The following is a 22,825-nucleotide window of genomic DNA, read 5'->3' on the forward strand; positions in this document are numbered from 1 at the left end:
CGGAAGGCATTGACGCAGATCAAAGCTCGGCCGTGCCGCGCCCCGCACAAGGCGGCATGATCCTGAGACGAACGACGCGCGCCCGTCCGCATGGTGCCTTGCCCGGGGCTGCCGCCCTGGGCCTCGCCCGCCGGTCCGCACGAACCGGCTTGCGCCGCATTCACGCGCTCCAGGCCCTGCGCTGCGTCCTGGCCCTCACGGGCGCCGTGGCGCTCGCCCGGCTCGCCGGTCCGCTTGTCGAGACGGGACGCCTCGACGGCGCGGCGCTCGGCCTCGCTGCGTCCTGCATCCTCGCGGGTGCCGGGCTCGGCGCCGCGATCGAGGCGCTCAGTGCCGACCTGGAGGCGGAGGTTGGCGCCGCGCTCATCGACGCCGCGGAGGCGCGGCTGGTCGCGATGCCGGCCCGGGCCGTCGCGGAGCTCCCGCGCGGCGCGGCGATCAGCGGGTTGCAACGGCATCCCGGGGCGATCGCCCGTCTGGTCGTCGGCCACGCTGCGGCCCGCCGGATGATGGCGCTCGGGCCTATGCTGGCGGCCGGTGCGGCCGCGGTGGTGTCCTGGCAGGCGGCGCTCGCCCTCCTTCTCGCGACCCCCGCGATGATCGTGTTCTTCGCCCTGGTCGGCGGGATGATCCGCGATCGGGCCGCTGCCCAGGAAGCGGCGCTCGGGCGGCTCGCCACCCAGTTCGCCGACCGGCTGCGCACGCTGCCGACGATCCTCGCCGCGCACGGTCTCGACCGCGAGGCGGCCAAGCTCGACCGGCGGCTCAAAGCCTACGCGGACGGCACCATGAATGTGCTCGCCGTGGCCTTCCTCAACGCCGGCGTGCTCGACTTCTTCTCCGCTCTGGCCATCGCGATCCTGGCGGTGTTCCTCGGTCTCGGCCATCTCGGCCTCGCCGAGGTGCCGGGCTTCGCGCATCTCGCGCTCTGGCAGAGCCTGCTGATCCTGCTGCTCGCACCCGAATATTTTGCCCCCTTCCGCCGCTACGCCGAGCTGTACCACGCCAAGGCTGAGGGCGAGGCCGCCGCGACGGCCCTCACCTGGGCGTTCACCGACGCGGCAGGACCGAAGGCGGTCGGGACGCGGCCGCTTCCGGAGATGCCGGGCGCCCGGGGCCTTGTCCTGCCCCATGCCGGACCGGTTGCCGATTTCGACCTGCCCGAGACCGGCTTGGTCGCGTTCACTGGCCCGAGCGGGGCGGGCAAGTCGACCCTGCTGCGGGTGCTGGCCGGAGTCGAGGCGCCGCTGGCCGGCGCGGTCCGGTTGCCGGCAGCGGGCCCGTCGACGTGGGTCGCGCTCGACACGCCCGTCCCGGGCGGCTCCCTGAGCCGCGCGATCGCGGACGGGACGGTTGCGACGCCCGAGGCGGTGACGGTTGCCGCCGGGCTTCTCGGTCTCGCGGACGATCCGCACTGGCCGGGCGGCGTCGAGGCGACGGTCCGGGCTGGCGGCGAGAACCTCTCCGGAGGCCAGCGCGTGCGGATCGCGGTGGCGCGCCTGCTGTTGCGGCCCGGCACGGCCTTCTGCGACGAGCCGACTGCCAAGCTCGATGCGGTCAACGCCGCGCGGGTCCGGCAGGCCCTGCGGCTCGCCGCCCGCACCCGTCTCGTGATCGTGGCGACGCACGATCCCGCCCTCGCGGCCCTGGCCGACCGGTGCATTGCGCTCGGTGCCTCGATTCCCGAAAGGCAGGCGGCATGATCCCCTCCACCGAGGCCGAATCCCGCGGGTCCGGCCCCGCTTGGCGGATCGCCTTCGGGCTCGCGGCCCTCGCCCTGGCGGCGAACCTGCTGCTCGCCGGGACCGCCATGACCTTCCTGGCTGCCGTGGCGCTGGCGGGCGCCGGCCCGATGGCGCTCGCCTTCAATTTCCACAATCCGGCCGCGCTGGTGCGTCTGTTCGCGTTGTTGCGCACCGGCGCGCGTTACGGCGAGCGGATGGCCGGTCACCGCGCGGCCCTGACGGATCAAGTCCGCCGCCGTGCCGCCCTCTTCGCCGCGCTGGCCCGCGCGCCGGAGAGCCGCAGCGCGGGCTGGCAGCTCGGACGCCCGGAGCGCCTCGCCGACTTCATCGACGATGTCGCGGATGTGGACTACGCCCGGCTGCGCGTCGGCTTTCCGGTGGCGATTACGAGCGCCGCGGTCCTGGCGCTCCTCCTCCTCACGGCCTTCGCCGCGCCGCTCGCCCTCGTGCCCGTCGCCGGGCTCGCCCTGGCCAGCTTGCCGGTCGCGCGCCTCACGGCAGCGCGGCTCGCCGCGATCGAGACGCGCGTGCGGGCCTCGCGTCGGGACGCGGCCGCGGATCTCGGAGCCGCCCTCGCCGGCGCCGTGGCGCTCGACGCCGAAGGCCGCCGCTGGGAGGCCGTGCGGGCAGCCCTCGATCCGATCCGGGCCGCCGAGCGGGAGGCGGCCGCAGGGCGGCGCGCGCTCGCTGGATTGGAGGCCCTCCTGGCGCTCGCCGGCCCCACCGCTGCCGTGGCCGTCCTGCTCGCCGCGTGGAACGCTGGCGCGCGCGGCACCGAATTCCTGCCGGCGGCATTCCTGGCCTTCGCGTGGCTGGGACTTGCCGAGCCGATGCTCGCCCTCGGGCGTGCCCTTCTCGGGGCGGCCCGTGCCCGTCTCGCCCGAGCGAGCCTCGCCCAGACGCACCGCGCCGCCCGAGGGGGCGCCGACGAGGTGGAAATCGGACGACGGGATGGGATCCGCTGTCCCGGCGCCCTCGCCGTGCAGGGTTTGCGGCTGCAGGCCCCCGACGGCCGCGACCTCGGGCCCGTGCCGGAACTCGCGGTCGCGCCGGGCGCGGCCCTGACCCTCGTGGGGGCCAGCGGCTGCGGCAAGACCTCGCTGCTCAAGGCGCTCGCAGGCTGGAGCAACGACCGGTCCGGAGAGACAATCCGGCTCGGCGGTACCCCACGCTCGGCGGCCGAGCGACGCCTGCTGACGTATCTCGGCCTGCACGACGCGGCGATCCTCGCCGACACCGTCCGGGAGAACCTGTTCGCACCCGGCGCCTCGGAGGCGGAGCTGTGGGCGGCGCTGGAACTGGTCGAGCTCGATGCCCGCATCCGCTCGCAGGGAGGCCTCGATGCCTGGATCACGGAAGGCAGCCTCTCGCTGGGCGAGGCCCGGCGGCTCGACCTCGCCCGCGCCGCCCTGAGCCCGGCTCCGGTGATCCTGCTCGATGAGCCCGGCGAGCACCTCGGCGACCGTCAGGCTGCGCGCATCCTCGGCCGCCTGCTGGCCTGCTGGAGCGACCGCGTCGTCGTATTGACGAGCCATCGCCCGGAACCCGGCGTCCCGTCACGCCGATGCGCGCTGGACAGCCTCCGGACCTGAACCGGGGGCCACGCCGAGCTTGCACCCCATGAACGCCGATCCGCTCGGGCCGCATCGACGCCCTGCGCGGCGACGGCCCGGCGCGCCCTGTCGGCAGCCGGAACACGGTGCCCGAGGCGGCCCGCGCCGGATGGCCGCCCACAGGGTCCAGGTGCCGGTGTCCAGGTGCCGTTTCTCCGCCCATGGCCCTTGAGGTGGATCAACGCTCAAGGTCCGAGGGCTGTCAGGATGACCGGGGCGGCCCGGGCCGGGCGATGCTCGCCTCATGGAAGCCCCTGCGCATCCGGAGCCGATTCTCGGCCAGGGCTGACCTCCGAGGCTCGCGATGATCGCTGCACCGGCGGGGACGAAGGCTTCGATGTCGAGAATGACCCGTATCCGGCGAACGCTCGGCGCAGAGCATCCCCGCGAAGGCCGGGTCCCGCCGCCCGTCCCGTATTTCTGGACCGAGACCCCGGAGGCGCTGTCGACGGCGCTTCGGTGCGATCTCGGCGGCCTCCCGTCCGACGAAGCCGCCCGCCGGCTGACCCGCTACGGGGCGAACGTCGATGCCCCGCCCTCGATCGAGGGCAGCCTCAACGCCGTCCTGCGGCGGCTCCTCGAGCCGCTCTCGCTGATCCTTCTGGTCGCCGCGCTGGTCTCCGCCACATCCGGCGACTGGATCGGCGGCGCGATCATCGCGGTCATCCTCGCACTGTCCATCGGCCTCGACACCGTTCAGGAGGGGCATGCGGTCAGGACCGCGGAGGCGCTGCGCCGCTCGGTGGCGCTCAAGGCAGAGGTCAGGCGCGACGGCGCCTTCGTCACGATCCCCGTCGACGGGGTGGTGCCGGGGGATGTGATCCGCGTGCGCGCCGGAGACATCGTTCCGGCCGACGCCCTGATCATCGAGGCCGGTGCCTTCACAGCCGCCGAGGCGGCGCTCACCGGCGAGCCCTACCCGGTCGAGAAGCGGCCCGGCAGCGTGAACGCGGCGAGCCCGGCCGAGGCGTCCAACGCCCTCTTCCGCGGCGCGGTCGCCCAGACCGGGGAGGCGGTTGCGCTGGTCGTTTCCACCGGACGCGCCACGATGTTCGGTGCCGCCGCCGCGGCCCTCGGCGAGACCGCCGCCCCGTCGCCGTTCCAGCGAGATCTGCGCGAATTCGGCCTCGTCGTCGCGCGGTTGACGATCGCACTCGTCGTCGCCGTCCTGGCGCTCCGCGTCGCCTTCGGCCGTCCCGTCCTCGACTCGCTGCTGTTTGCCGTCGCGCTGGCCGTCGGGCTCACCCCCGAGCTTCTGCCGATGATCACCACCGTGACGCTGTCCCGCGGCGCCCTGCGCATGGCGAAGCGGAAGGTGATCGTGAAGCGGCTCGCCGCGATCCACGATCTCGGCGCGATGACGATCCTCTGCACCGACAAGACCGGGACCCTGACCTCCGCGGAGATCGTCCTGAGCGGCAGCCTCGACGGCGCCGGACGCGAAGACCCGCGGGCGGCCAAGCTCGCCGCCATCGCGGCTTCGCTTGGCGGGGACCGTGGCTCCCTCGATGCGGCCCTCGTCCGCGCGGCTCCGGAGTCCGCCGCGGGCTGGCGGCTCGAGGGCCGTCGCGCCTTCGACTTCGCCCGGCGCACCGGCTCGGTCCTGGCCCAGGGTCCCGAGGGGGCGCTCCTGATCGTGAAGGGGGCGCCGGAGGTGGTGGTCCCGCTCTGTCGGTGGCGGCGCGAGGGCGGCCTGGACCGGCCGTTGACGGATACGGAGCGCGCGCAGGCCCTCGACCGCGTCCGCGCCCTCGCCGCGGAAGGCCAGCGCAGCATCGCCGTCGCGTCGCGAACCGGCGCCGGAGCGGCGGCCCTGGACGAGTCGGAGCTGGTCCTCGACGGGTTCTGCGCCTTCGCCGATCCTCCCAAGGCGACCGCCGCCGCGGCGGTGGCGCGTCTCGCGGCGGCCGGCGTGCGCGTAAAAGTCCTGTCCGGAGACGATCCGGTCGTGGTGCGCCGCCTCGCGGGTCTCGTCGGCTTGAACGCCGAGACCACGCTGTCCGGGTCCGAGGTCGCGGCCCTGAGCGACGATGCGCTCGCTGTGCGCGTGCGCGAGGTCGACGCCTACGGGCGTCTCACGCCGGATCAGAAGGTGCGCGTGGTCCGCGCCCTGAAGGGCACTGGCGCGGTGGTGGGCTTCCTCGGCGACGGCATCAACGATGCCCCGGCCCTGCGGCAGGCCGATATCGGCCTGTCGGTCGAGGGCGCCACCGGCGTCGCCCAGGCTGCGGCCGACATGATCCTGCTCGCCCCGGACCTGGAGGTCGTGGCCGACGGCGTGACCGAAGGGCGCCGGACCTTCGCCAACATCCTCAAATACGTCCGCATGGGCGCGAGCTCGAACTTCGGCAATATGCTGTCCATGGCCGCCGCCTCGGTGGCGCTGCCGTTCCTGCCGATGCTTCCGACCCAGATCCTGCTCAACAACCTGCTGTACGATCTGTCCGAGGTCGGCATTCCCTTCGACGGCGTGCCGCCCGCCGCGAGCGCCGAGCCGCAGGTCTGGGACATGGGGAGCCTCATCCGCTTCGCGGCGGTGATGGGCCCGCTCTCCTCGCTGTTCGACCTCGCGACCTTCGCGCTCCTCCTCATTGCCTTCGGCGCCGGGCCGGAGACCTTCCGCACGGCCTGGTTCCTGGAATCGATGGCGACGCAGATCCTCGTCATCTTCGTCATCCGCACGAACGGGCGCTCCTGGCGGGACCGACCGAGCGCTGCGCTCGCGGCCTCTTCGCTCGCCGCCCTCGCGGTCGCCCTCGCGCTGCCGTTCACGCCGGTCGGCCCCTGGTTCGGGTTCGTGGTGCCCCCCCTCCCCGTCATCATGGCCGTCGTCGCGATCACGGTCGCCTATCTGGGATTGGCCGAACTGGTGAAGCCCCTCGCGCTCGCTGGCCGCGCCGCGGCCGGCCCTGGACATGCCCTGTCCCGGCCGCAGGGCCGGCCCAGACCCGCCTGAGCCGCCACCGGGGATCGCCGCGCATGCCGCCCGAGAGCCAGAATGCGGTCACGACGTTCCTGACGGACGCGCTGTCGGACGAGGGCCCGGTCGAGACCGTGTCGACCCACATTTCCAACCTATTCCTGGCGCGGGACCGCGTGTTCAAGGTGAAGCGCGCGGTTCGTTTCCCCTATCTCGACTTCTCCACGCCCCGACGGCGCCTCGCCGCGTGCGCGGAGGAGGTCGCCCTCAACAGCCGCACGGCGCCCGCGCTCTACCTCGGCGCCCGCCGGATCACGCGCGAACCGAACGGCAGCCTGACCTTCGACGGAGCCGGCGACCTCGTCGACGCCGTCGTGGAGATGCGCCGTTTCCCGGAAGCGGACCTGTTCGACGCGATGGCGCGCGACGGGCGTCTCGGCCCCGACCACATCGCGGATCTCGCGCACCGCATCGCGGTGTTTCACGAAGGCGCGGAGGTCAGCCGCGACCACGGAGGCGCAGCCGCGATGGCGGCTCTCCTCGACATGAACGACGCCGCGCTCCGAACTTCGACGCTGGTCTCGGCGGGAGAAGCGGAGGCCCTCGCCGCGCGGTTTCGCGCGGCCCTGGGTCGGCACGGCCGCCTCCTCGACGCCCGCCGTGCCGCCGGAAAGGTCCGCCGCTGCCATGGCGATCTCACCTTGCGCAACATCTGCCTGTTCGAGGGGAAGGCGACCCCCTTCGACTGCATCGAGTTCAGCGAGACCATCGCGACGATCGACGTCTTGTACGACCTCGCCTTCGTGCTGATGGACCTGTGGCACCGCGCGCGCTTCGACCTCGCCAACCTCCTGTTCAACCGGTACCTCGACGTTGCGGACGAGACCGACGGCATCGGCCTGCTGCCGTTCCTGATGGCGGTGCGCGCCGCCATCCGAGCCCACGTGACCGCGACGCAGGCGGCGGATGCGGCCGACGTCACGGCCGCCGCCAGGATCGCGGAGGCGCACGCCTATTTCGATCTCGCGGGGCGTCTGCTCGCCGACCGGCCCGTGCGCCTGCTGGCGGTGGGCGGGTTCAGCGGGTCCGGCAAGTCGAGCGTCGCGGCGGTGGCCGCGCCCTGGATCGGTGCGGCCCCGGGCGCCCGAATCCTGGCGAGCGACCGCATCCGCAAGCGCCTGCACGGGGTCGGCGCCCTGACGCGCCTGCCGGCCTCCGCGTATGACCCGGCGACGTCCGAGCGGGTCTACGCGACCCTGCGGCAGGAGGCCGGACGCGCCCTCTCCGCAGGTCATTGCGCGGTGGCGGACGCGGTCTTCGATCGGCCCGAGGAGCGGACGGCGATAGAGGCCATCGCCCGGGAGCGAGGCATCCCGTTCTGTGGCGTCTGGCTGGAGGCGCCGGCCGCGACGCTGGCAGGTCGGGTCGACAGGCGGGTCGACGATCCCTCGGATGCGACCGCTGCCGTTTCGGCCGCCCAGGTCGCCCGGGGCTGCGGCCCGCTCGCGTGGCACCGCCTCGCGGCCGACAGGCCGCTGGACGCTTTGCGCGCGTCAGTCCTGTCGCTGTGCGGCAGCCTCGGGGCGACGGAGACGTTGGCCGCTCCGAGCATCGGGGCCGGGCCGCCATTCCCGTGATCACGCCCAGTCCGATGCGCCGAGCACCAAGCGATTGACGGCCCGGGCAATCGGTGCCTCCTCGTCGGCCGGAACCACGTACACGCCGACCTCGGATCCGTCCCGGCTGATGCGCGCGTTCCCGGCGGCATTGCGGCTCTCGTCGAGCACGATCCCAGCCCACGACAGTCCCGCGCAGATCGCGGCCCGAATTGCGGGCGCATTCTCCCCGATTCCGGCCGTGAACACGAGCGCGTCGAGGCCGCCCAGCGCAGCCATGAGCGAGCCCGCCTCGCGTACCGCGCGGTACGCAAACAGGTCGAGCGCCTCGGCGGCGCGGGGATCGGCGCTGCCCTGCAGCGCCCGCACGTCGTCGCTCAGGCCCGAGACCCCGAGGAGACCGGATTGCGCGTTCAGGAGATCCGCGACGGCACCCGGGTCCATGCCCCGCTCGCGGATGAGGTGGAGCACCAGTCCGGGATCGACCGCACCGGAGCGGGTGCCCATCATCAGCCCGTCGAGGGCCGTGAAGCCCATCGTCGTCGCGATGCTGCGGCGTGCCTTCATGGCGCAGAGGCTGGCGCCGTGCCCGAGATGCGCCACGATCACGCGGCCCTCGGCCCTGTCGCCGGCGACCTCCGGGAGGACCTCCGCGATGTGCTGGTAGGACAGGCCGTGGAAGCCGTATCGGACGATCCCCGCCTCCGTGAGCGCCCGCGGGATCGGGAACAGCTGCGCCAGCCGCGGCTGGGTGCGGTGGAAGGCCGTATCGAAGCAGGCGACCTGCGGCAGGCCGGGCCACGCCTTCGCGGCGGCCCGGATCGCCGCGAGGTTGTGCGGCTGGTGGGCGGGTGCCAGCGGCGCGAGGCGATCGAGGGCGGTCAGCGTCGCCTCGTCGACGACGATGGGCTCCGCGAAATCCGGTCCGCCATGGACCACCCGGTGCCCGGCGGCGCGCAGGGACAGATCCGGCGCGCGGCCCAGCGCATCGAGCAACCAGGCGACCGTCGCCTCATGATCGGCGTGGGCGATCTCGGGAGAGGCGGCGAGGAAGGACGCCCGCGTCCCGGATGCCTCGACCTTCGCCTCCCGGCCGATGCCGGAGACACCACCCCGACACAGGACCCTCGCGGTTCCGGCCTCAAAAAGCGCGAATTTGAGGCTCGACGAGCCGGCATTCAGCACCAGGATCGTCGGGGTCATGGAGGCGTCCCGGGGCGGTGGGCGAAGAGCTGTGCGAGCGCGCAGGAGGCCAGACGCGCCTCCGGGCTGTCGGACCGGCTGGTCAGGACGATGGGCACACGCGCCCCGAGCAGCAGGCCGGCGGCGTCGGCGCCCGCGAGGTGGATCAGCTGCTTGGCCAGCATGTTGCCCGACACCAGGTCCGGTACGACGAGGATGTCGGCGTCACCCGCCACGGGCGAGATGATCGCCTTCGCGGCGGCGGCCTCCCGCGAGACCGCGTTATCGAAGGCCAGCGGCCCGTCCACGAGGCCGCCTGTGATCTGGCCGCGCTCGGCCATCTTGCACAGGGCCGCCGCGTCCAACGTCGACCCGAGCTTCGTCGAGACCGTCTCGACGGCCGACAGGATCGCCACCTTGGGCTGTGCGAGGCCCAGCGCCCGGCACAGGTCGATGGCATTCTGCACGATGTCGCGCTTCTGCTCCAGGCTTGGGGCGATGTTGACGGCGGCGTCGGTCAGGAACAGCGGCTTGGGGTAGTTCGGCACATCGAGTGCGTAGACGTGGCTCATGCGCCGCTCGGTCCGAAGGCCCGTTTCCTTCGCGATGGCGGCCGTCAGGATCTCGTCGGTGTGGAGGGCGCCCTTCATCAGCGCCGCCACCTGTCCGGCGCGGGCCAGCGCCACCGCCCGCTCCGCCGCCGCGTGGCTGTGGGGGGCGTCGACGATCTCGATGCCGTCGAGTCCAAGGCGGGCCTCGCGCGCGGCGGCCTCGATCTTCGGGCGCGGACCCACCAGAACCGGCACGATCAGCCCGGCGTCGCGGGCTGCGAGCGCGCCGGCGAGCGAGGCCGCGTCGCAGGGATGGACGATCGCCGTCACGGCCGGGGTGAAGGCGCGCGCCGCCTCGATCAGGCGGTTCCACTGCACGCCCCGCTCGTGCAGGTGCACCTCCGGCAGGAGGACCCGCGGCCGGCGCACCTTCTCGGTGGGGGCGATCACCTCGGCCTCGCCCGTAACGACCGGCTCGCCCCGCTCGTTCAGGCACACGCAGTCGAGGCGGATCCGGTGCTGCGCGGCATCCTTCTCGCGCACCGTCACGCGGGCGGTGACCGCGTCGCCGATCCGGACCGGGTGCAGGAACCGCAGGGTCTGGCTGAGATAGATCGTGCCGGGCCCCGGCAGCGCGGTGCCGAGCACGGCCGAGATCAGCGACCCGCCCCACAGCCCGTGGGCGATCACGCCGTGGTAGCGGTCCGTCGCGGCATAATCCCGGTCGAGATGGGCCGGGTTCACGTCGCCGGAGGCCAGTGCGAACAGGCTGATGTCCTGGGCCCGCAGGGTGCGGGTCAGGCAGGCGCTGTCGCCCACCGCGATCTCGTCGAAGGTGCGGTTCTCGATGAAGCGGAGCGGTTCCATCAGGCCACCCGTTCAGGCTTCCAGCACGTAGGTGCCCGGAGCGTCTCCCAGAACCGCGAAGCCGGCGGCCGGCGCGCCCGTCGCGGGCGGCGGCACGGGCGGCCCTGACCGCTCGGCCAGCCAGGCGGCCCAAGCCGGCCACCAAGAGCCCTCGCTGGGCGCCGTCTGGGCGAACCAGGCGTCGGGATCGCGGTAGTGGTCGACCGTTCCGGTGGTTCGGATCCGGTAACGGCAATGCGGGTGGCCCGGCTCAGAGACGATCCCGGCATTGTGGCCGCCGCTGGCGAGGACGAAGGTGACCTCGGTGTCGGCGAGATGGTGGGTCTTGAACACCGAACGCCAGGGCGCGACGTGATCGCGCTCCGTGCCCACCGCGAAGACAGGGACCCGGATGTCGGTCACGGAGACCGGCCTGCCCCCGGCCTGCAGGCGCCCTTCCGCAAGGTCGTTGTCGAGGAACAGACCGCGCAGGTACTCCGCGTGCATCCGGGCCGGCAGGCGGGTGGCGTCCGCGTTCCAGGCCATCAGGTCGGTCATCGGCTCCCGTCGGCCCAGCAGGTAGGCGCGGACGATGCGGGACCAGATCAGGTCGTTCGAGCGCAGGAGCTGGAATGCGCCGGCCATCTGCCTTGCGTCGAGCGTCCCCTGGCTGCGCATCAAGCTCTCCAGGAAGCTGATCTGGCTCTCGCCGATGAACAGTGTCAGCTCCCCGGCCTCGGTGAAGTCGAGCTGCGCGGCGAACAGGCTGAGCGAGGCCAGGCGGGCGTCGCCGTCCCGGCTCATCGCGGCGGCTGCGATGGCGAGCAAAGTACCGCCGAGGCAGTATCCGGTCGCGTGGACCTTGCCGCCGGGGATGATGGCCGAGACCGCGTCGAGGGCCGCCGACACGCCGAGCCGGCGATAATCGTCGAAGGACACGTCCCGGTCCTCCGGGCCGGGGTTGCGCCACGAGACCATGAAGACCGTGTAGCCCTGACCGGTGAGGTACCGGACCAGCGAGTTCTCAGGCGACAGGTCGAGGATGTAGAACTTCATGATCCAGGCCGGCACGATCAGCACCGGCTCGGGCCTGACCTCGGCGGTGGTCGGGGCGTACTGGATCAGTTCGATTAGACGGTTGCGGAACACGACCCTGCCGGGCGAGGCCGCCACCGCCCGCCCGACCGGGAAGGCGTCGGCGCCGACCGGCTTCAATCCCTCGGCTGCGCGGGCGACATCCTCGGCGGCGTTGAGCAGGCCCGTGACGAGGTTCGCGCCGCCGGTCCTGAGTGTCTCACCCAGCACGACGGGATTGGTCCACGGCAGGTTCGAGGGCGAGACGGCGTCGAGCAACTGACGCGCCACGAACGCCACGAGGTTCTCGTGGGCGCGCGAGACGCCCGGTACGCCGGTGGTCGCGTTGTGCCACCATTGCTGGGTCAGCAGGAACGACTGGTAGGCGAGGCTGAAGGGCCATGCCCGCCAGGCCGGGTCGTCGAAGCGGTGGTCCTGGGGCAGCGGGTCGATGCACGGCGCGGCGCGGCCCTGCAGGAGGATATTCCGGGCGGCGAACTGCGCGAGACGCATCTCCTTCCGGACGAACTTCGTCGCCAGAGTCGCCTGCTTGCCCGGCGAGAAGCCCGCATGGACCGCCCAGTCGAACCACGCCTCGGCGAGCGCCGCCGGCGAGAGCCCCCCGGTCATCCGCGCGACGGACGCGTGGACGCTCTGGTCGATCGCGCGCCTGACGGGCGCCAGATCGTCCTCCTCGTCGCGGAGAGCGGGACGGGGCGCCGGGCTGCGGATCTCCTTGACCGCGGTGAGAGGCATCCGGGTCGGCGCCGGCTCGGGGGTCGTCGTGGCCGAGGCTCTCGTGTCCGATTCGAGCATGCGCGACCTCCTGCGACGCCGGGAAGGCTACGCCGTGCGGTGTCGTGGGATCCTGATTCAGATCAAAGCGTCGCCGCGGGCGGATGGGGCCCGGTTGCCGCAGCCGTTGCGATCCGGCCTCAGGAAAGGGCCGTGGCCTTCCGGAAGCGCAGGATCGCCGCGGCGACGAACAGGGCGCCGATCCCACTCACCACCACGATACGGGTCCAGACCGCTTCGAATCCGGCGCCGCGGTACAGGATCGCCTGCGCGAAGGCCACGAAATGCACCGTGGGGGAGGCCTGGAGAAGCGTGGCGAGCCACGGCGGCATGCTCTCCAACGGCGTGTTGCTCCCGGACAGCATGGCCAGCGGCAGATAGATCAGAAGGTAGAGCAGGCCGAGCTGCGGCATCGAGCGCGCGACCGTTCCGAGGAACAGGCCGATCGAGGTGGCGAAAAACAGGTAGGCCGCCGTCCCGGCCAGGAAGAGCGGGATCGAGCCGCTGATCGGGACATGGAGCAGGCCCCGTACCACGAGGGTGAGCGACAGGCCGACCGCCACGAGGATCACGAGGCCGTTCGCCCAGACCTTCGCCATGGCGATCTCGAAGGGCGTGACCGGCATCACGAGCAGGTGCTCCAGGGTCCCGCGCTCGCGCTCGCGCACCACGGCTGCGCCGGCCAGGATGATCGCCAGCATCGTCACGCTGTTCAGGATCCCCATCACGCTCGTGAACCACCCCGTCTCGGCGTTGGGGTTGAAGGCGATGCGCGCGATCAGTTCGACCGGCGTCGGTGTCGGCGCCGCCCCGGCCCGGGAGACAAAGCCCGCGACCTCGTCGGCGACGATCTGCTGCACGTAGCTCGCGCCGAGGCCGGCCTGCACCATCGCGGTCGCGTCGACGTCGAGCTGGAGCCGCGCGGGCCGTCGGCCGAGCAGGTCGGATTCGAAGCGCGGGGGGATATCGAGCACGAACGTGTACCTGCCGGCATTCAGGGCCGGGACGATGTCGCGCTCGGCGATGGGGACGGGCGCCTTGAAGTAGGGCGGCAGGAACGCCTGCGTGATTCGACGCGACAGCGTCGAGCCGTCCTCGTCGACGATGGCGATCGCGGCGTTGCGCAGTTCCTGCGAACTGCTCTGCGCCTGCGCGATGATCGCCAAGGAGAAGCTGTAGACGACCAGACCCAGGAGGACGTAGTCGCGCAGAAAGCTGCGCAGTTCCTTCGTGCCGAGCCAGAAGATGTTCGCGAGGGCCGTCACGGGCGGGGGCGTATCCCTGTCTCAGGATTCCTGCCGGGGCATCATCAGGAGTGCCGCGCCGGTCAGGATCGGGATGAAGGCCGCGAGGATCGCCAAGCTGCCGGCGAGGTCGGCCAACCCGAGACCCTTCGTGAAGGTGCCGAGGCTCACGGGCAGGTAGTAGCTCATGGGGAAGAGCCGCCCCAGCACGCGACCCATCCCGGTCAGCGCGGAGACGGGGACGAGCATGCCCGCGAACATCGTGGCGGGGAGCACCGTCAGGATCGCGGTCCCGAACAGGGCCGCGATCTGTGTCCGGGCGAAGGTCGAGATGAGCATCCCGTAGGCGGTGGTGGCCGTGACGTAGATGAGGGTTCCGAGGATGAGTGCCGCCGCGCTGCCCTTGAGCGGGACTCTGAAGACGACTTGAGCCAGCAGGAACATGAACGCGAAGTTGACCATCGCCAGAGCGATGTAGGGCAGCTGCTTTCCCAGGAGGAATTCCAGGCGGGTCAGGGGCGTCACGTAGAGGTTCGTGATCGAGCCGAGTTCTTTTTCGCGGACGACCGCCAGAGCCATCATGATCGCCGGGATGAGCGCGAGCTGCAGGGCGATCTGCGCGGGAACCATCGCGAAAATGCTGTCGAAATCCTGGTTGTACTTGAAGCGTATGTCGAGCTGCGCCTGCGGATACGGCGCCGCTTGTGTGGAATGCCGCCGTGGATCGGACAGGTAGAGCCGGTGCACGCCCGACAGGTAGCCCCGGATGGTCTGCGCGAAGAACGGCCTGGCCCCGTCGACCCACCCCGCCACCGCTGTCGGCCGCCCCCGGGCCAGATCTCGTCCGAAGCCGGGCGGGATCTCGATCGCGGCCGCGATGTCCCCGCGTGCGAGCCGGCGTTCGAGATCGCCGAAGCTCGACAGCGGCGCCTTCTCCACGAAGTAGCGCGAACCGCGGAGGCCTTCGAGATAGGCACGGCTCTCGTGGCTGCGGTCGTGATCGAGCGCCGCGAAGGCGACGCTGTTCACGTCGGTCGAGATCCCGAACCCGAAGACGAGCATCAGGAAGGTGGAGCCCAGGACCGCGAAGGCGAGGCGTATCCGGTCGCGCGCGAGTTCCAGTGCCTCGCGGACCGTGCAGGCGAGGAGCCGGCGCAGGCTGAACCATGCGGAGATGCGCGCCTGTCGAGTCTCGCGCGGCGGATCGCCCGCGGCCTCCACCGGAGCCGGGCCGGCACCGGACGCGGCGGCCTTTTCGAGATGGGTGACGAAGGCGTCCTCCAGGGTGGCGGCACCGCAGCTCCTGACGAGTCCGTCGGGGGTGTCGATGGCCAGGACACGCCCCGAATCCATCAGCGCGAGCCGGTCGCAGCGTTCGGCTTCGCCCATGAAGTGGGTCGACACGAAGATCGTCACGCCCTGCCGGCGCGCGAGATCGAGCAGAAGCTCCCAGAAGCGGTCGCGGGCCCGGGGATCGACGCCGGAGGTCGGCTCGTCGAGGATCAGGAGTTCGGGGGCGTGGACGACGGCGACCGCGAGGGCGAGGCGCTGGCGGATGCCGAGCGGCAGATCCTCGGCGCGCTGGTCGACGTGGCGGGCGAGGTCGAACTGCGCGATGCATTCGGCCACGCGTGCCCGCCGGACATCCGCCGGGAGGTGGAACAGGCGCGCGTGCAAGGCGAGGTTCTGGCGGACGGTGAGCTCGCCGTAGAGCGAGAAGCTCTGCGACATGTAGCCGACCCGCCGACGCGCCTCGATGCCGCCGGCCGCGACCGGCTTGCCGAACAGGAGCGCCTCGCCCTCGCTCGGCGGCAGCAGGCCGGTGAGGACCTTCATGGTCGTCGTCTTGCCGCAGCCGTTCGAGCCGACGAAGCCGAAGATTTCCCCGGGCATGATCTCGAAGCTGACGCGATCGACCGCGGTGAAATCGCCGAACCGCCGGGTCAGGCCGCGCGCGGTGATGATCGGCCTTCCACCGGCCGGCGCTGGCGCGGGGTCCGCCGGTCCCTGAGAGAAGGGGCGCGCCACCGGCGGCAGCATCGCCGCGAAGGCTGCCTCGACGCTGGCGGCGCGGTTCCTCCGTCGCAGCGAGTCCGGCGAGCCGGTCGCGACCACGCGACCGTCGTTCATCGCGACGAGCCAGTCGAACCTCTCCGCCTCCTGCATGTAGGCCGTTGCGACCAGCACGGACATCGCCCGGCGCCGATCCCGGATCCGGCCGATCAGCTCCCAGAACTGCCGCCGCGAGAGCGGATCGACCCCGGTCGTCGGTTCATCGAGGATCAGCAGGTCGGGGTCGTGGATCAGGGAGCAGCACAGGCCCAGCTTCTGCCGCATGCCGCCGGACAGCTTCCCGGCCGGGCGATCGGCGAAGGGCGCGAGGCCCGTGCCGGCCAGGAGTTCGGCGATCCGCGCGTCCCGCTCCGGCCTTTCCTGCCCGAACAGGCGTCCGAAGACGTCGATGTTCTCGCGAACGCTGAGACTGGAATACAGATTCCGCCCGAGGCCCTGCGGCATGTAGGCGATCTGCGGACATACGGCGGCCCGGTGCCGGGCATCCGTGATGTCGCCGTCGAGGACGCGGACGCGACCGGCCTGAACCCGTCGGGCCCCGGCCAGGATGGCGAGCAGCGTCGATTTCCCGACGCCGTCGGGACCGATCAGACCGACGAGGCGGCCGCCGGGAATGGCGAGCGTCACATCGCCGAGCGCGACGGTCCGGCCGTACCGGTGCGAGAGCCGCTCGACCCGGGCGACGGCGAGGTCCTGCGGCTCCATGGCGGATCTCAGGGCTTCGCCGGGGGCGGAGCCGACGGCGGTGCGCTGGGGCGAAGTTGCTCGGGCCACGCGGCCGCCGCGTCGGTCCGGACGTAGGCCACCCCCGGCAATCCGCTGCGGACGAGGGTCTCGCGTCCCTGAAGGCGCTCCGGATCGATCCGAACCCGGATCCGGAACATCAACTTGTCCCGCTCGTCGTGCGTCTCGACAGTCTTCGGCGTGAACTGCGCCTGGCTGGAGACGAGGACGACCTTGGCCGGGATCACGTGCGTGGGATAGGCGTCGAGGACGATCCGCGCCTCCGATCCGATCCGGACCCGGCCTGCCTCCGGCGTGGGCAGATAGACATCCATGCGGACGTCGGCGGTATCGAGCATCGTGAAGACCTTGCCGCCGGCACCCAGGACCTCGCCGACGTTGGCGACGCGGTACTCGATCGGCCCTGTGCGCGGCGCGACCAGCGAATTGTCGGCGATGTTGACCCGATAATACGCGACGCTCTGCATCACGGCCTCGAGCGCGTGTTCGGCCGCGCCGATGCGTGAGGCCGCCGCCTCCCGCGCCGCCAGGGCCGCCTCGGCGTTCTGCCGGGCGACCAACAGGGCTTGGTCCGCACCGCCGAGCCGCGCCTCGGCCGCACTCAGCGCCGCGACAGCGGCATCCGCCTCCTGCTGGCGCTGGTCGAGCCGTTCGGCGGTCGCGTAGCCCCTGGACGTGAGGTAGCTGGATCGGCTCAGCTCCTGCTTGGTGAGCTTCACGTGGCTCTGCTGCTGCTGAACGTTGGCCCGGGCTTCCTCGACGGCGCGCTGGGCCTGGCTGATCGCCGCTTGCGTGCCGATGACTTGCGCCTGCTGCTGCGCGAAGTTGCGCTCGGCCTCCTCGACGCCCTTCTGCGATTGCCGGACCTGCGCTTCGGCCTGGCCCAGCTGTGCCTCCAGGTCACGGGTATCCATGACGGCGACGACCTGCCCCGCGCGGACCATGTCGCCCTCGTTAGCGAGCAGTCGCGCGACGCGGCCGGCGAACTTGGTGTCGATGTCGACCACCCCCGCCTCGAGGCGGCCGTTTCCGGAGGCGAAGCCCGGCGGCAGCAGCGGCCGGTGAGCCCGCCACCACCCGTAGCCGCCGCCGGCGAGCGCCAGGAGCGCCAGGGCGGCAGCCAGCCACGAGATCACCGTGCGCCGCCGGTTTGGGATGGACGGAGTGCGCGCCGGAGATGGAACGAGGGCGCCGCGAGACGGGACGGCCACGCCCCGGACGACCCCCGGCGTCTCGTCGCGGGTGCCCACCGCGGGCAGGATCGCGTCCGTGGTCACGGACGGCCGCCCTCGACCGGCGCCCCATTCTCTGCAGCCGGCTGCGCATCAACTCCGGCGCCCCGGTCCTTCTCGTCGTCCGGTGACAGCAGCACCGTGCCGGAGAGCGGCTCGACCCAGGTCAGGTGGTCGCGCAAGCCCGTGACACCCGGCACGTTCTCGACGGCGGCATGCACGGCGCCGCGCTCCCGCTCGTCGGTGATGCAGCCGCGCAGCTCGACCGCGCCGCCGCGGACGTTGACGTCGATCGCGGCCTTCGGGATGCAGACGGCCCGGTCGAACTCGGCGAGGATGTCCCGACGGATCTCGGCGTCGCTCCGCGACCGGTGGGGCACCTCAGCGGCCAATGCCGTTCCGAGGGCCCGAACGATATCCGCCCGGCTGACCATCCCGACGACGGCGCTCGCGCGTACGATCGGCACGCGCCGGATCCGATTGCGCGTCATCACCTCGATGATCTCGCGCACGGACGCGTCCTCCGCGACCGTCGTCACCGGGCTCGACATCACCTCCTCGACCATCCGTCCGCGGGAATGTGCGTATTCCTCCGCGAGCGTGCCGGGGCTGCGGAGATACTGGATCCAACGGGGTCGCCGGACCTCGCTGTTCAGCTCGACCCTACGGAGCAGATCGCCTTCGGTGAGGATGCCCACGAGGGCGCCCTGCGCATCGATGACCGGCAAGCCGCTGACCCCGGTCTCGAGCATGAGTTCGATCGCCCGCAGGAGGGTCGTCTTGGGGCAAGCGCTGACGACAGGCGCAGACATGATCTGACGAGCGAGCATCGGGTGCGCCTTCCTGTCTCGACGTGAATGATCGGCCGGCGTTTGGCGGACAGGGCTCGATCGCGATCACGGTTGGACCCCGCCCCGCGGCCTCGCCTTGCGCTGGATCAAGGCCTACCTGCGCACGCACGGCATCATGCGGCCCGGGGCGGGACCGGGAGGCGGACATGCGGATGGCGGCGCGGGCGGGCTGCGTGACGACGGTGCGGACGGCCCGGATGCCGAGAGGATCGGCGGTGACGGCCTGCCGGGAAGAGCCTGATCTCGAGGCCCGGATCGCGGACCGCGACCGGCGCGGTGCCGTCGGCCGCCCGGCGTTCGCCTGGGCGGTCGTCTCGGCGATCGTGACGAGACTCATGCAGCTTACCCGCTGAGGCGCACCGCCGGGATGCGACGAGGAATGACGGTCTGGTGCGGGCGGGTCGGGCGCGGGTTCGCGTTGCCGCCGGACCTGCCGGTCCGCGTCAGGGCTGCGCAGACTCGCGCAGCGTGTCCGTGCTGACCGGCGTCAGATCGCCACTCGATGCCTGCCGGTTCGTCACGGTCCGGTCGAGCTCTCTGGCGGCGTTCGCGTAAAGCTCGAACCTGCGCTGCATGATCACGCGCTTGGCGAAGGTGCGGCTTCTGATCATTTCCGCCTTGGCCTTTTCGGCCCGCTTTCGCAGCTTGGCCGCCAGTTTGTCGTAGGCCTTGTCGATCTTGGCGCGGACCGCGTCGGCTTCCGCGCTCAGGCGCGTGGCGAGATCGCGCTTCATGACATAACCTCATCGCGTTTCGGCCATTTACCTCCACACTTGCTTTCGCGTCATTGATCTCCGTCAAAGCATTGGTTCCTGTACTGATTCATGCATTCGCTCAACTGTGGTCAAGTGGAACTTGAGACCTGCGTCGAGCGGGGCGGCTTCGAGGGCCGTGTCCCGGAGGTGGCCGCCGTAGCGGCCCAGTCCGCGTCACCGTCCCGGAAGGATCTCCGTCCATGACATCCGAGGCGAACGCCATCCGCGAGCATCACGGGGCCGCGTTTCGGCGCGCTGCAGGCCAGCTCGCGGCAGGCGCCGGCAAGGACCACTTTCACAGCGAGGCGGCGCTTCGCCTTCGGGGATGTTCGCAGAGACGGAAGCGGCCGGAAGGATGACCACTGAAGCGGCTTTCCTGGGCCCGATCAAATCCGAGCCGCCGGAGACTGCCGGACTGGCGTCACGGCTGCGAGGCTGGCTCGCGCTCCTGCCCCTGGTCGGTCTCTGCGCCGGCCTGGCGGCGCAGGCGCTGGGACGGCTGGACATCGCGGCGTGGGCCTGGACGCTCCCCACGCTGGCGGTCCTCGCCGTACTGCTGACCCAGGTCGCGACCAGCCTGGCGCGGGGGGATGTCGGCCTCGACCTCGTCGCCGTGCTCTCGATGGGAGGGGCGCTCGCCCTCTCTCAGTCCCTGGCCGGCGTCATCATCGCCCTGATGTACGCGGGCGGCCAGTCGCTGGAGGCCTACGCTGCCGGACGGGCCGGACGCGCGATGACGGAGCTGATCAGCCGCCAGCCGCGCACGGCCCTGCGCCAGGAGGGCGAGGCTGTGAGCGAGGTGCCCGTCGAGGTGCTCGCCCCAGGCGACCACATCTTCGTCCGCGTCGGCGACATCCTTCCGGTGGACGGTCGGGTGGCCGCAGGCCGCGCGGTTCTCGATCAGGCGAGCCTCACCGGCGAAGCGCTGCCGGTCACGTTCGAGGCGAACGCGCCGGTGCTCAGCGGCACGCTGAACGTGGGCGCCCCCTTCACGCTCGTGGCCGAGCGCCGCGCGGCCGAGAGCACGTATGCGGGCATCGTCCGGCTCGTCGAGGCGGCGCGATCCCAGAAGGCCCCGATGGCGCGCATGGCCGATCGGTACGGCCTGGCCTTCCTTGCCGTCACGGTCCTGCTCGCCGGGGCCGCCTGGGCCGTCTCGGCCGATCCCCTGCGGGCGCTCGCCGTTCTGGTCGTCGCCACACCCTGTCCGCTGATCCTGGCCGTGCCCGTCGCCCTCGTCTCCGGCCTTTCGCGCGCGGCGGGCATCGGCGTCATCGTCAAGGGCGGGGGGGCGCTCGAGACGCTGGCCAAGGTGCGTGTCCTGGTGGTCGACAAGACCGGTACGCTGACGCACGGCAGGGCGCGCCTGCAGTCGGTCCAGGTCCTCGCTCCCTTCGATGAGACGGACATCCTGAGACTTGCGGCCTCCCTTGACCAAGCCTCCGGCCACCCGACGGCTCGGGCGCTGGTCGATGAGGCGCATGATCGCGGCCTGACGCTCGTGCAGCCGTCGGACGTGACCGACATGCCCGGCGAGGGGATCGCGGGCCTCGTGGGGGGGCGGCGCGTCGCGGTCGGCGGTCCGCGCCTGATGCGGACGTACGGCATCGCCTTCCCGCAGACGCAGCTCATCCTCAGGGAGAACGCCGCAACGGCGACGGTTCTGGTGGCCGTGGACGGCGCCCCCGGGGCCATTCTGGCCTTCGCGGACCCGCTGCGCAGGGATGGCGCGCGGACGCTGGCGGAACTCCGTGCCTGCGGCATCGAGCGGGTCGTGCTCGCGACCGGCGACCGGCGCGCAGTGGCGGAGAGTCTCGTCGCCGGCCTGCCCATCGATGCCGTGGCCGCCGACCTGGACCCGTCCGGCAAGACGGCGATCGTGGCGGCGGAGCGGTCCTTCGGCCCCGTGATGATGGTGGGCGACGGGGTGAACGACGCCCCTGCCCTGGCGGCCGCCGACCTCGGGGTGGCGCTCGGCGCACGCGGAGCGGCGGCCGCAGCCGAAGCGGCGGACCTCGTCCTGCTGGTCGACAGCCTCGACCCGCTGCCGCGCGCGATCCGCATCGCCAAGCGGGCTCGCGGGATCGCCCTCCAGAGCGTGCTGGCCGGTCTTGGACTGTCCCTGGCCGGAATGGTCGCCGCGGCGCTGGGGTATCTGCCGCCGCTCCAGGGCGCGCTCTTCCAGGAAGCCATCGACGTCGCCGTCATCCTGAACGCCATGCGGGTGCTTCGAACCTCCGGCACCAGTGGGCGCGGATCGGAAGCGCCCGCGCCCCCTGCGGCTGTCGTGACGAGCGGGCAAGCCGGCGCCTTCGGAGACCCTTGCGATGGATCAAGGTGAAGGGAGCCGCGCAGGCTCAGTCTCCGGCTCCGCGGCATCGATGGGCCGGGGAGGCGCTCATGGGTTACGCGAACATCCTCGTCTCCGCAGACCTCGGTGAGGCTGCCCCGGGCCGGATACGCCTCGCAGCCGATCTGGCCCGGCGCTTCCAGGCGACCCTCACGGGGGGCGCCGCGCACAAGGTGCCCATCCCCATCCTGGTCAGCGACGTCTACGAGGCCGTCGAGCACATGGAGCGAAACGCGGGTCGGATACGCGGGCTCCTTGAACGGGCGCGCAAGCTGTTCGCCGGCTGTGCAGGGCACGAGATCCGCACCGACTGGCATTCGGACTTCGCAGATTCGATCACGCATCTCGTCGAGCAGGCGCGCGCCGCCGACCTCATCGTCGTGAGCCGCCGGGGACCGGACGACGAGGATCCGGGACCGCTCGGCGTGCCGCCCGGGCCCGTCGTGATGGAGGCCGGCCGGGCCGTCCTGGTCGTGCCGCCGCGGGTCGTGCGCCTGAAGGGCGCGCGCATCGTCGTCGCCTGGAGGGACGGCGCCGAGGTGCGGCGGGCGGTTTCGGCCGCATTGCCCCTCATCCGCGACGCGGACCAAGTCTACGTGGCCACCGTCGGCGAGAACGCCCAGGCCGAGGGCGTTGAGGATGCGGCCGGGCATCTCACCCGGCATGGCGCCAGCGTCACCACCCACCTGCTGCGGGCATCCGGGCGTAAGGCCGACGAGATCGTGAGCTTCACCGCGCGTCAGGATGCCGACCTGATCGTCATGGGCGCCTATGGCCATTCCCGGCTGCGAGAATGGATGTTCGGCGGTGTCACGCGCGACCTCCTGGACCGCTCGCCCGTCTGCTGCCTGGTGTCCCACTGATGGGCGCGCACAACCGCTCCCTCGGCGCGGCGCTCGGGTTCTGCCTGCTGGCCGGTCCCGCGATGGCCCAGGACGCCTCGGGCGCACGCGGCGGGGCGTTCGCGCGGGCGATCTGCGCGCGGTGCCATGCGATCCGCGCACGCGGAGCGAGCCCGATGCGTGAGGCGCCGCCGTTCCGCAGCCTCGCCGAGCGCTTCCCCATCGACGACTTGGCGGACGTCCTGGTCGAGGGCGTCGAGCGGCGCCACCCGGCCATGCCCGACTTCCGGCTCGCTCCCGCCGAGGCAGCCGATCTTACGGCCTATCTCCGGACGCTGAGGCGTTGAGAGTTGCATTTGGGATTCGGCGGTTGAACCCTGCCATCAAAAGAA

At 71.9% G+C, this 22,825-nt stretch carries 16 protein-coding genes; 8 read left to right on the forward strand and 8 right to left on the reverse strand.

The window, feature by feature from the left end; translation table 11 throughout:
* The first annotated feature begins 149 nt into the window (after nt 1–149).
* From Q8W67_RS07470 to Q8W67_RS07485, 4 genes are all read left to right on the forward strand, one after another.
* Nucleotides 150–1,703, forward strand: a complete 1,554-nt coding sequence (locus tag Q8W67_RS07470; RefSeq protein ID WP_370693835.1) for an ATP-binding cassette domain-containing protein — start codon at nt 150–152, stop codon at nt 1,701–1,703.
* On the forward strand, nt 1,700–3,337 hold the full coding sequence (locus Q8W67_RS07475; protein WP_305543054.1) for an ATP-binding cassette domain-containing protein: 1,638 nt from the start codon (nt 1,700–1,702) through the stop codon (nt 3,335–3,337). Before Q8W67_RS07470 ends, Q8W67_RS07475 begins: the two co-directional genes overlap by 4 nt.
* A gap of 367 nt (nt 3,338–3,704) precedes the next feature.
* Nucleotides 3,705–6,314: a magnesium-translocating P-type ATPase gene (mgtA, locus tag Q8W67_RS07480; RefSeq protein ID WP_305543057.1), complete on the forward strand. Its 2,610-nt coding sequence runs from the start codon at nt 3,705–3,707 to the stop codon at nt 6,312–6,314.
* Between the two features lie 23 nt (nt 6,315–6,337).
* A complete protein-coding gene (locus Q8W67_RS07485) occupies nt 6,338–7,915 on the forward strand; it encodes a bifunctional aminoglycoside phosphotransferase/ATP-binding protein (protein WP_305543060.1) in 1,578 nt (525 codons plus the stop codon).
* On the opposite strand, the gene Q8W67_RS07490 is transcribed toward Q8W67_RS07485, so the two are convergent.
* The 7 genes from Q8W67_RS07490 to Q8W67_RS07520 form a co-directional block, all read right to left on the reverse strand.
* Nucleotides 7,916–9,097, reverse strand: a complete 1,182-nt coding sequence (locus Q8W67_RS07490; RefSeq protein WP_305543065.1) for an acetate/propionate family kinase — start codon at nt 9,095–9,097, stop codon at nt 7,916–7,918. It lies immediately after the preceding gene.
* The gene (locus tag Q8W67_RS07495) at nt 9,094–10,494 is read right to left on the reverse strand and encodes a bifunctional enoyl-CoA hydratase/phosphate acetyltransferase (RefSeq protein ID WP_305543068.1); all 1,401 of its coding nucleotides are present in this window, start codon (nt 10,492–10,494) and stop codon (nt 9,094–9,096) included. Before Q8W67_RS07495 ends, Q8W67_RS07490 begins: the two co-directional genes overlap by 4 nt.
* A gap of 12 nt (nt 10,495–10,506) precedes the next feature.
* Nucleotides 10,507–12,363 carry an alpha/beta hydrolase gene (locus tag Q8W67_RS07500; RefSeq protein WP_305543070.1) on the reverse strand — a complete coding sequence of 619 codons (1,857 nt, stop codon included), beginning with the start codon at nt 12,361–12,363 and terminating at the stop codon, nt 10,507–10,509.
* A gap of 119 nt (nt 12,364–12,482) precedes the next feature.
* Nucleotides 12,483–13,607, reverse strand: a complete 1,125-nt coding sequence (locus Q8W67_RS07505; RefSeq protein WP_305543072.1) for an ABC transporter permease — start codon at nt 13,605–13,607, stop codon at nt 12,483–12,485.
* A gap of 21 nt (nt 13,608–13,628) precedes the next feature.
* Nucleotides 13,629–16,364 carry a ribosome-associated ATPase/putative transporter RbbA gene (gene rbbA, locus Q8W67_RS07510; protein WP_305543075.1) on the reverse strand — a complete coding sequence of 912 codons (2,736 nt, stop codon included), beginning with the start codon at nt 16,362–16,364 and terminating at the stop codon, nt 13,629–13,631.
* Between the two features lie 8 nt (nt 16,365–16,372).
* The gene (locus tag Q8W67_RS07515) at nt 16,373–17,680 is read right to left on the reverse strand and encodes an HlyD family secretion protein (protein WP_370693836.1); all 1,308 of its coding nucleotides are present in this window, start codon (nt 17,678–17,680) and stop codon (nt 16,373–16,375) included.
* Nucleotides 17,677–18,465, reverse strand: a complete 789-nt coding sequence (locus Q8W67_RS07520) for a CBS domain-containing protein (RefSeq protein ID WP_305543078.1) — start codon at nt 18,463–18,465, stop codon at nt 17,677–17,679. The genes Q8W67_RS07515 and Q8W67_RS07520 overlap by 4 nt, the downstream gene beginning before the upstream one ends.
* Before the next feature lie 167 nt (nt 18,466–18,632).
* Here Q8W67_RS07520 and Q8W67_RS07525 point away from each other — a divergent pair, with 167 nt between their 5' ends.
* Nucleotides 18,633–18,839 carry a hypothetical protein gene (locus Q8W67_RS07525; RefSeq protein ID WP_305543080.1) on the forward strand — a complete coding sequence of 69 codons (207 nt, stop codon included), beginning with the start codon at nt 18,633–18,635 and terminating at the stop codon, nt 18,837–18,839.
* A gap of 90 nt (nt 18,840–18,929) precedes the next feature.
* Here the strand turns inward: Q8W67_RS07525 and Q8W67_RS07530 are convergent, their stop codons facing one another.
* Nucleotides 18,930–19,220, reverse strand: coding sequence for a hypothetical protein (locus Q8W67_RS07530; protein WP_305543083.1), 291 nt, complete (start codon nt 19,218–19,220; stop codon nt 18,930–18,932).
* Nucleotides 19,221–19,596: 376 nt separating this feature from the next.
* On the opposite strand from Q8W67_RS07530, the gene Q8W67_RS07535 reads away from it, so the two are divergent.
* Genes Q8W67_RS07535 through Q8W67_RS07545 form a run of 3 tightly spaced genes read left to right on the forward strand, consistent with a single transcriptional unit; the run spans nt 19,597 to nt 22,780 of the window.
* The gene (locus tag Q8W67_RS07535) at nt 19,597–21,582 is read left to right on the forward strand and encodes a heavy metal translocating P-type ATPase (RefSeq protein ID WP_305543086.1); all 1,986 of its coding nucleotides are present in this window, start codon (nt 19,597–19,599) and stop codon (nt 21,580–21,582) included.
* 59 nt (nt 21,583–21,641) lie between these two features.
* On the forward strand, nt 21,642–22,454 hold the full coding sequence (locus tag Q8W67_RS07540) for a universal stress protein (protein ID WP_305543095.1): 813 nt from the start codon (nt 21,642–21,644) through the stop codon (nt 22,452–22,454).
* Entirely contained in the window at nt 22,454–22,780 is a 327-nt protein-coding gene (locus Q8W67_RS07545) for a c-type cytochrome (RefSeq protein WP_305543099.1), read from the forward strand. The genes Q8W67_RS07540 and Q8W67_RS07545 overlap by 1 nt, the downstream gene beginning before the upstream one ends.
* Nucleotides 22,781–22,825 lie beyond the last annotated feature (45 nt).

Source organism: Methylobacterium sp. NEAU K, from assembly GCF_030700285.1.
Classification (GTDB): Bacteria; Pseudomonadota; Alphaproteobacteria; order Rhizobiales; family Beijerinckiaceae; genus Methylobacterium.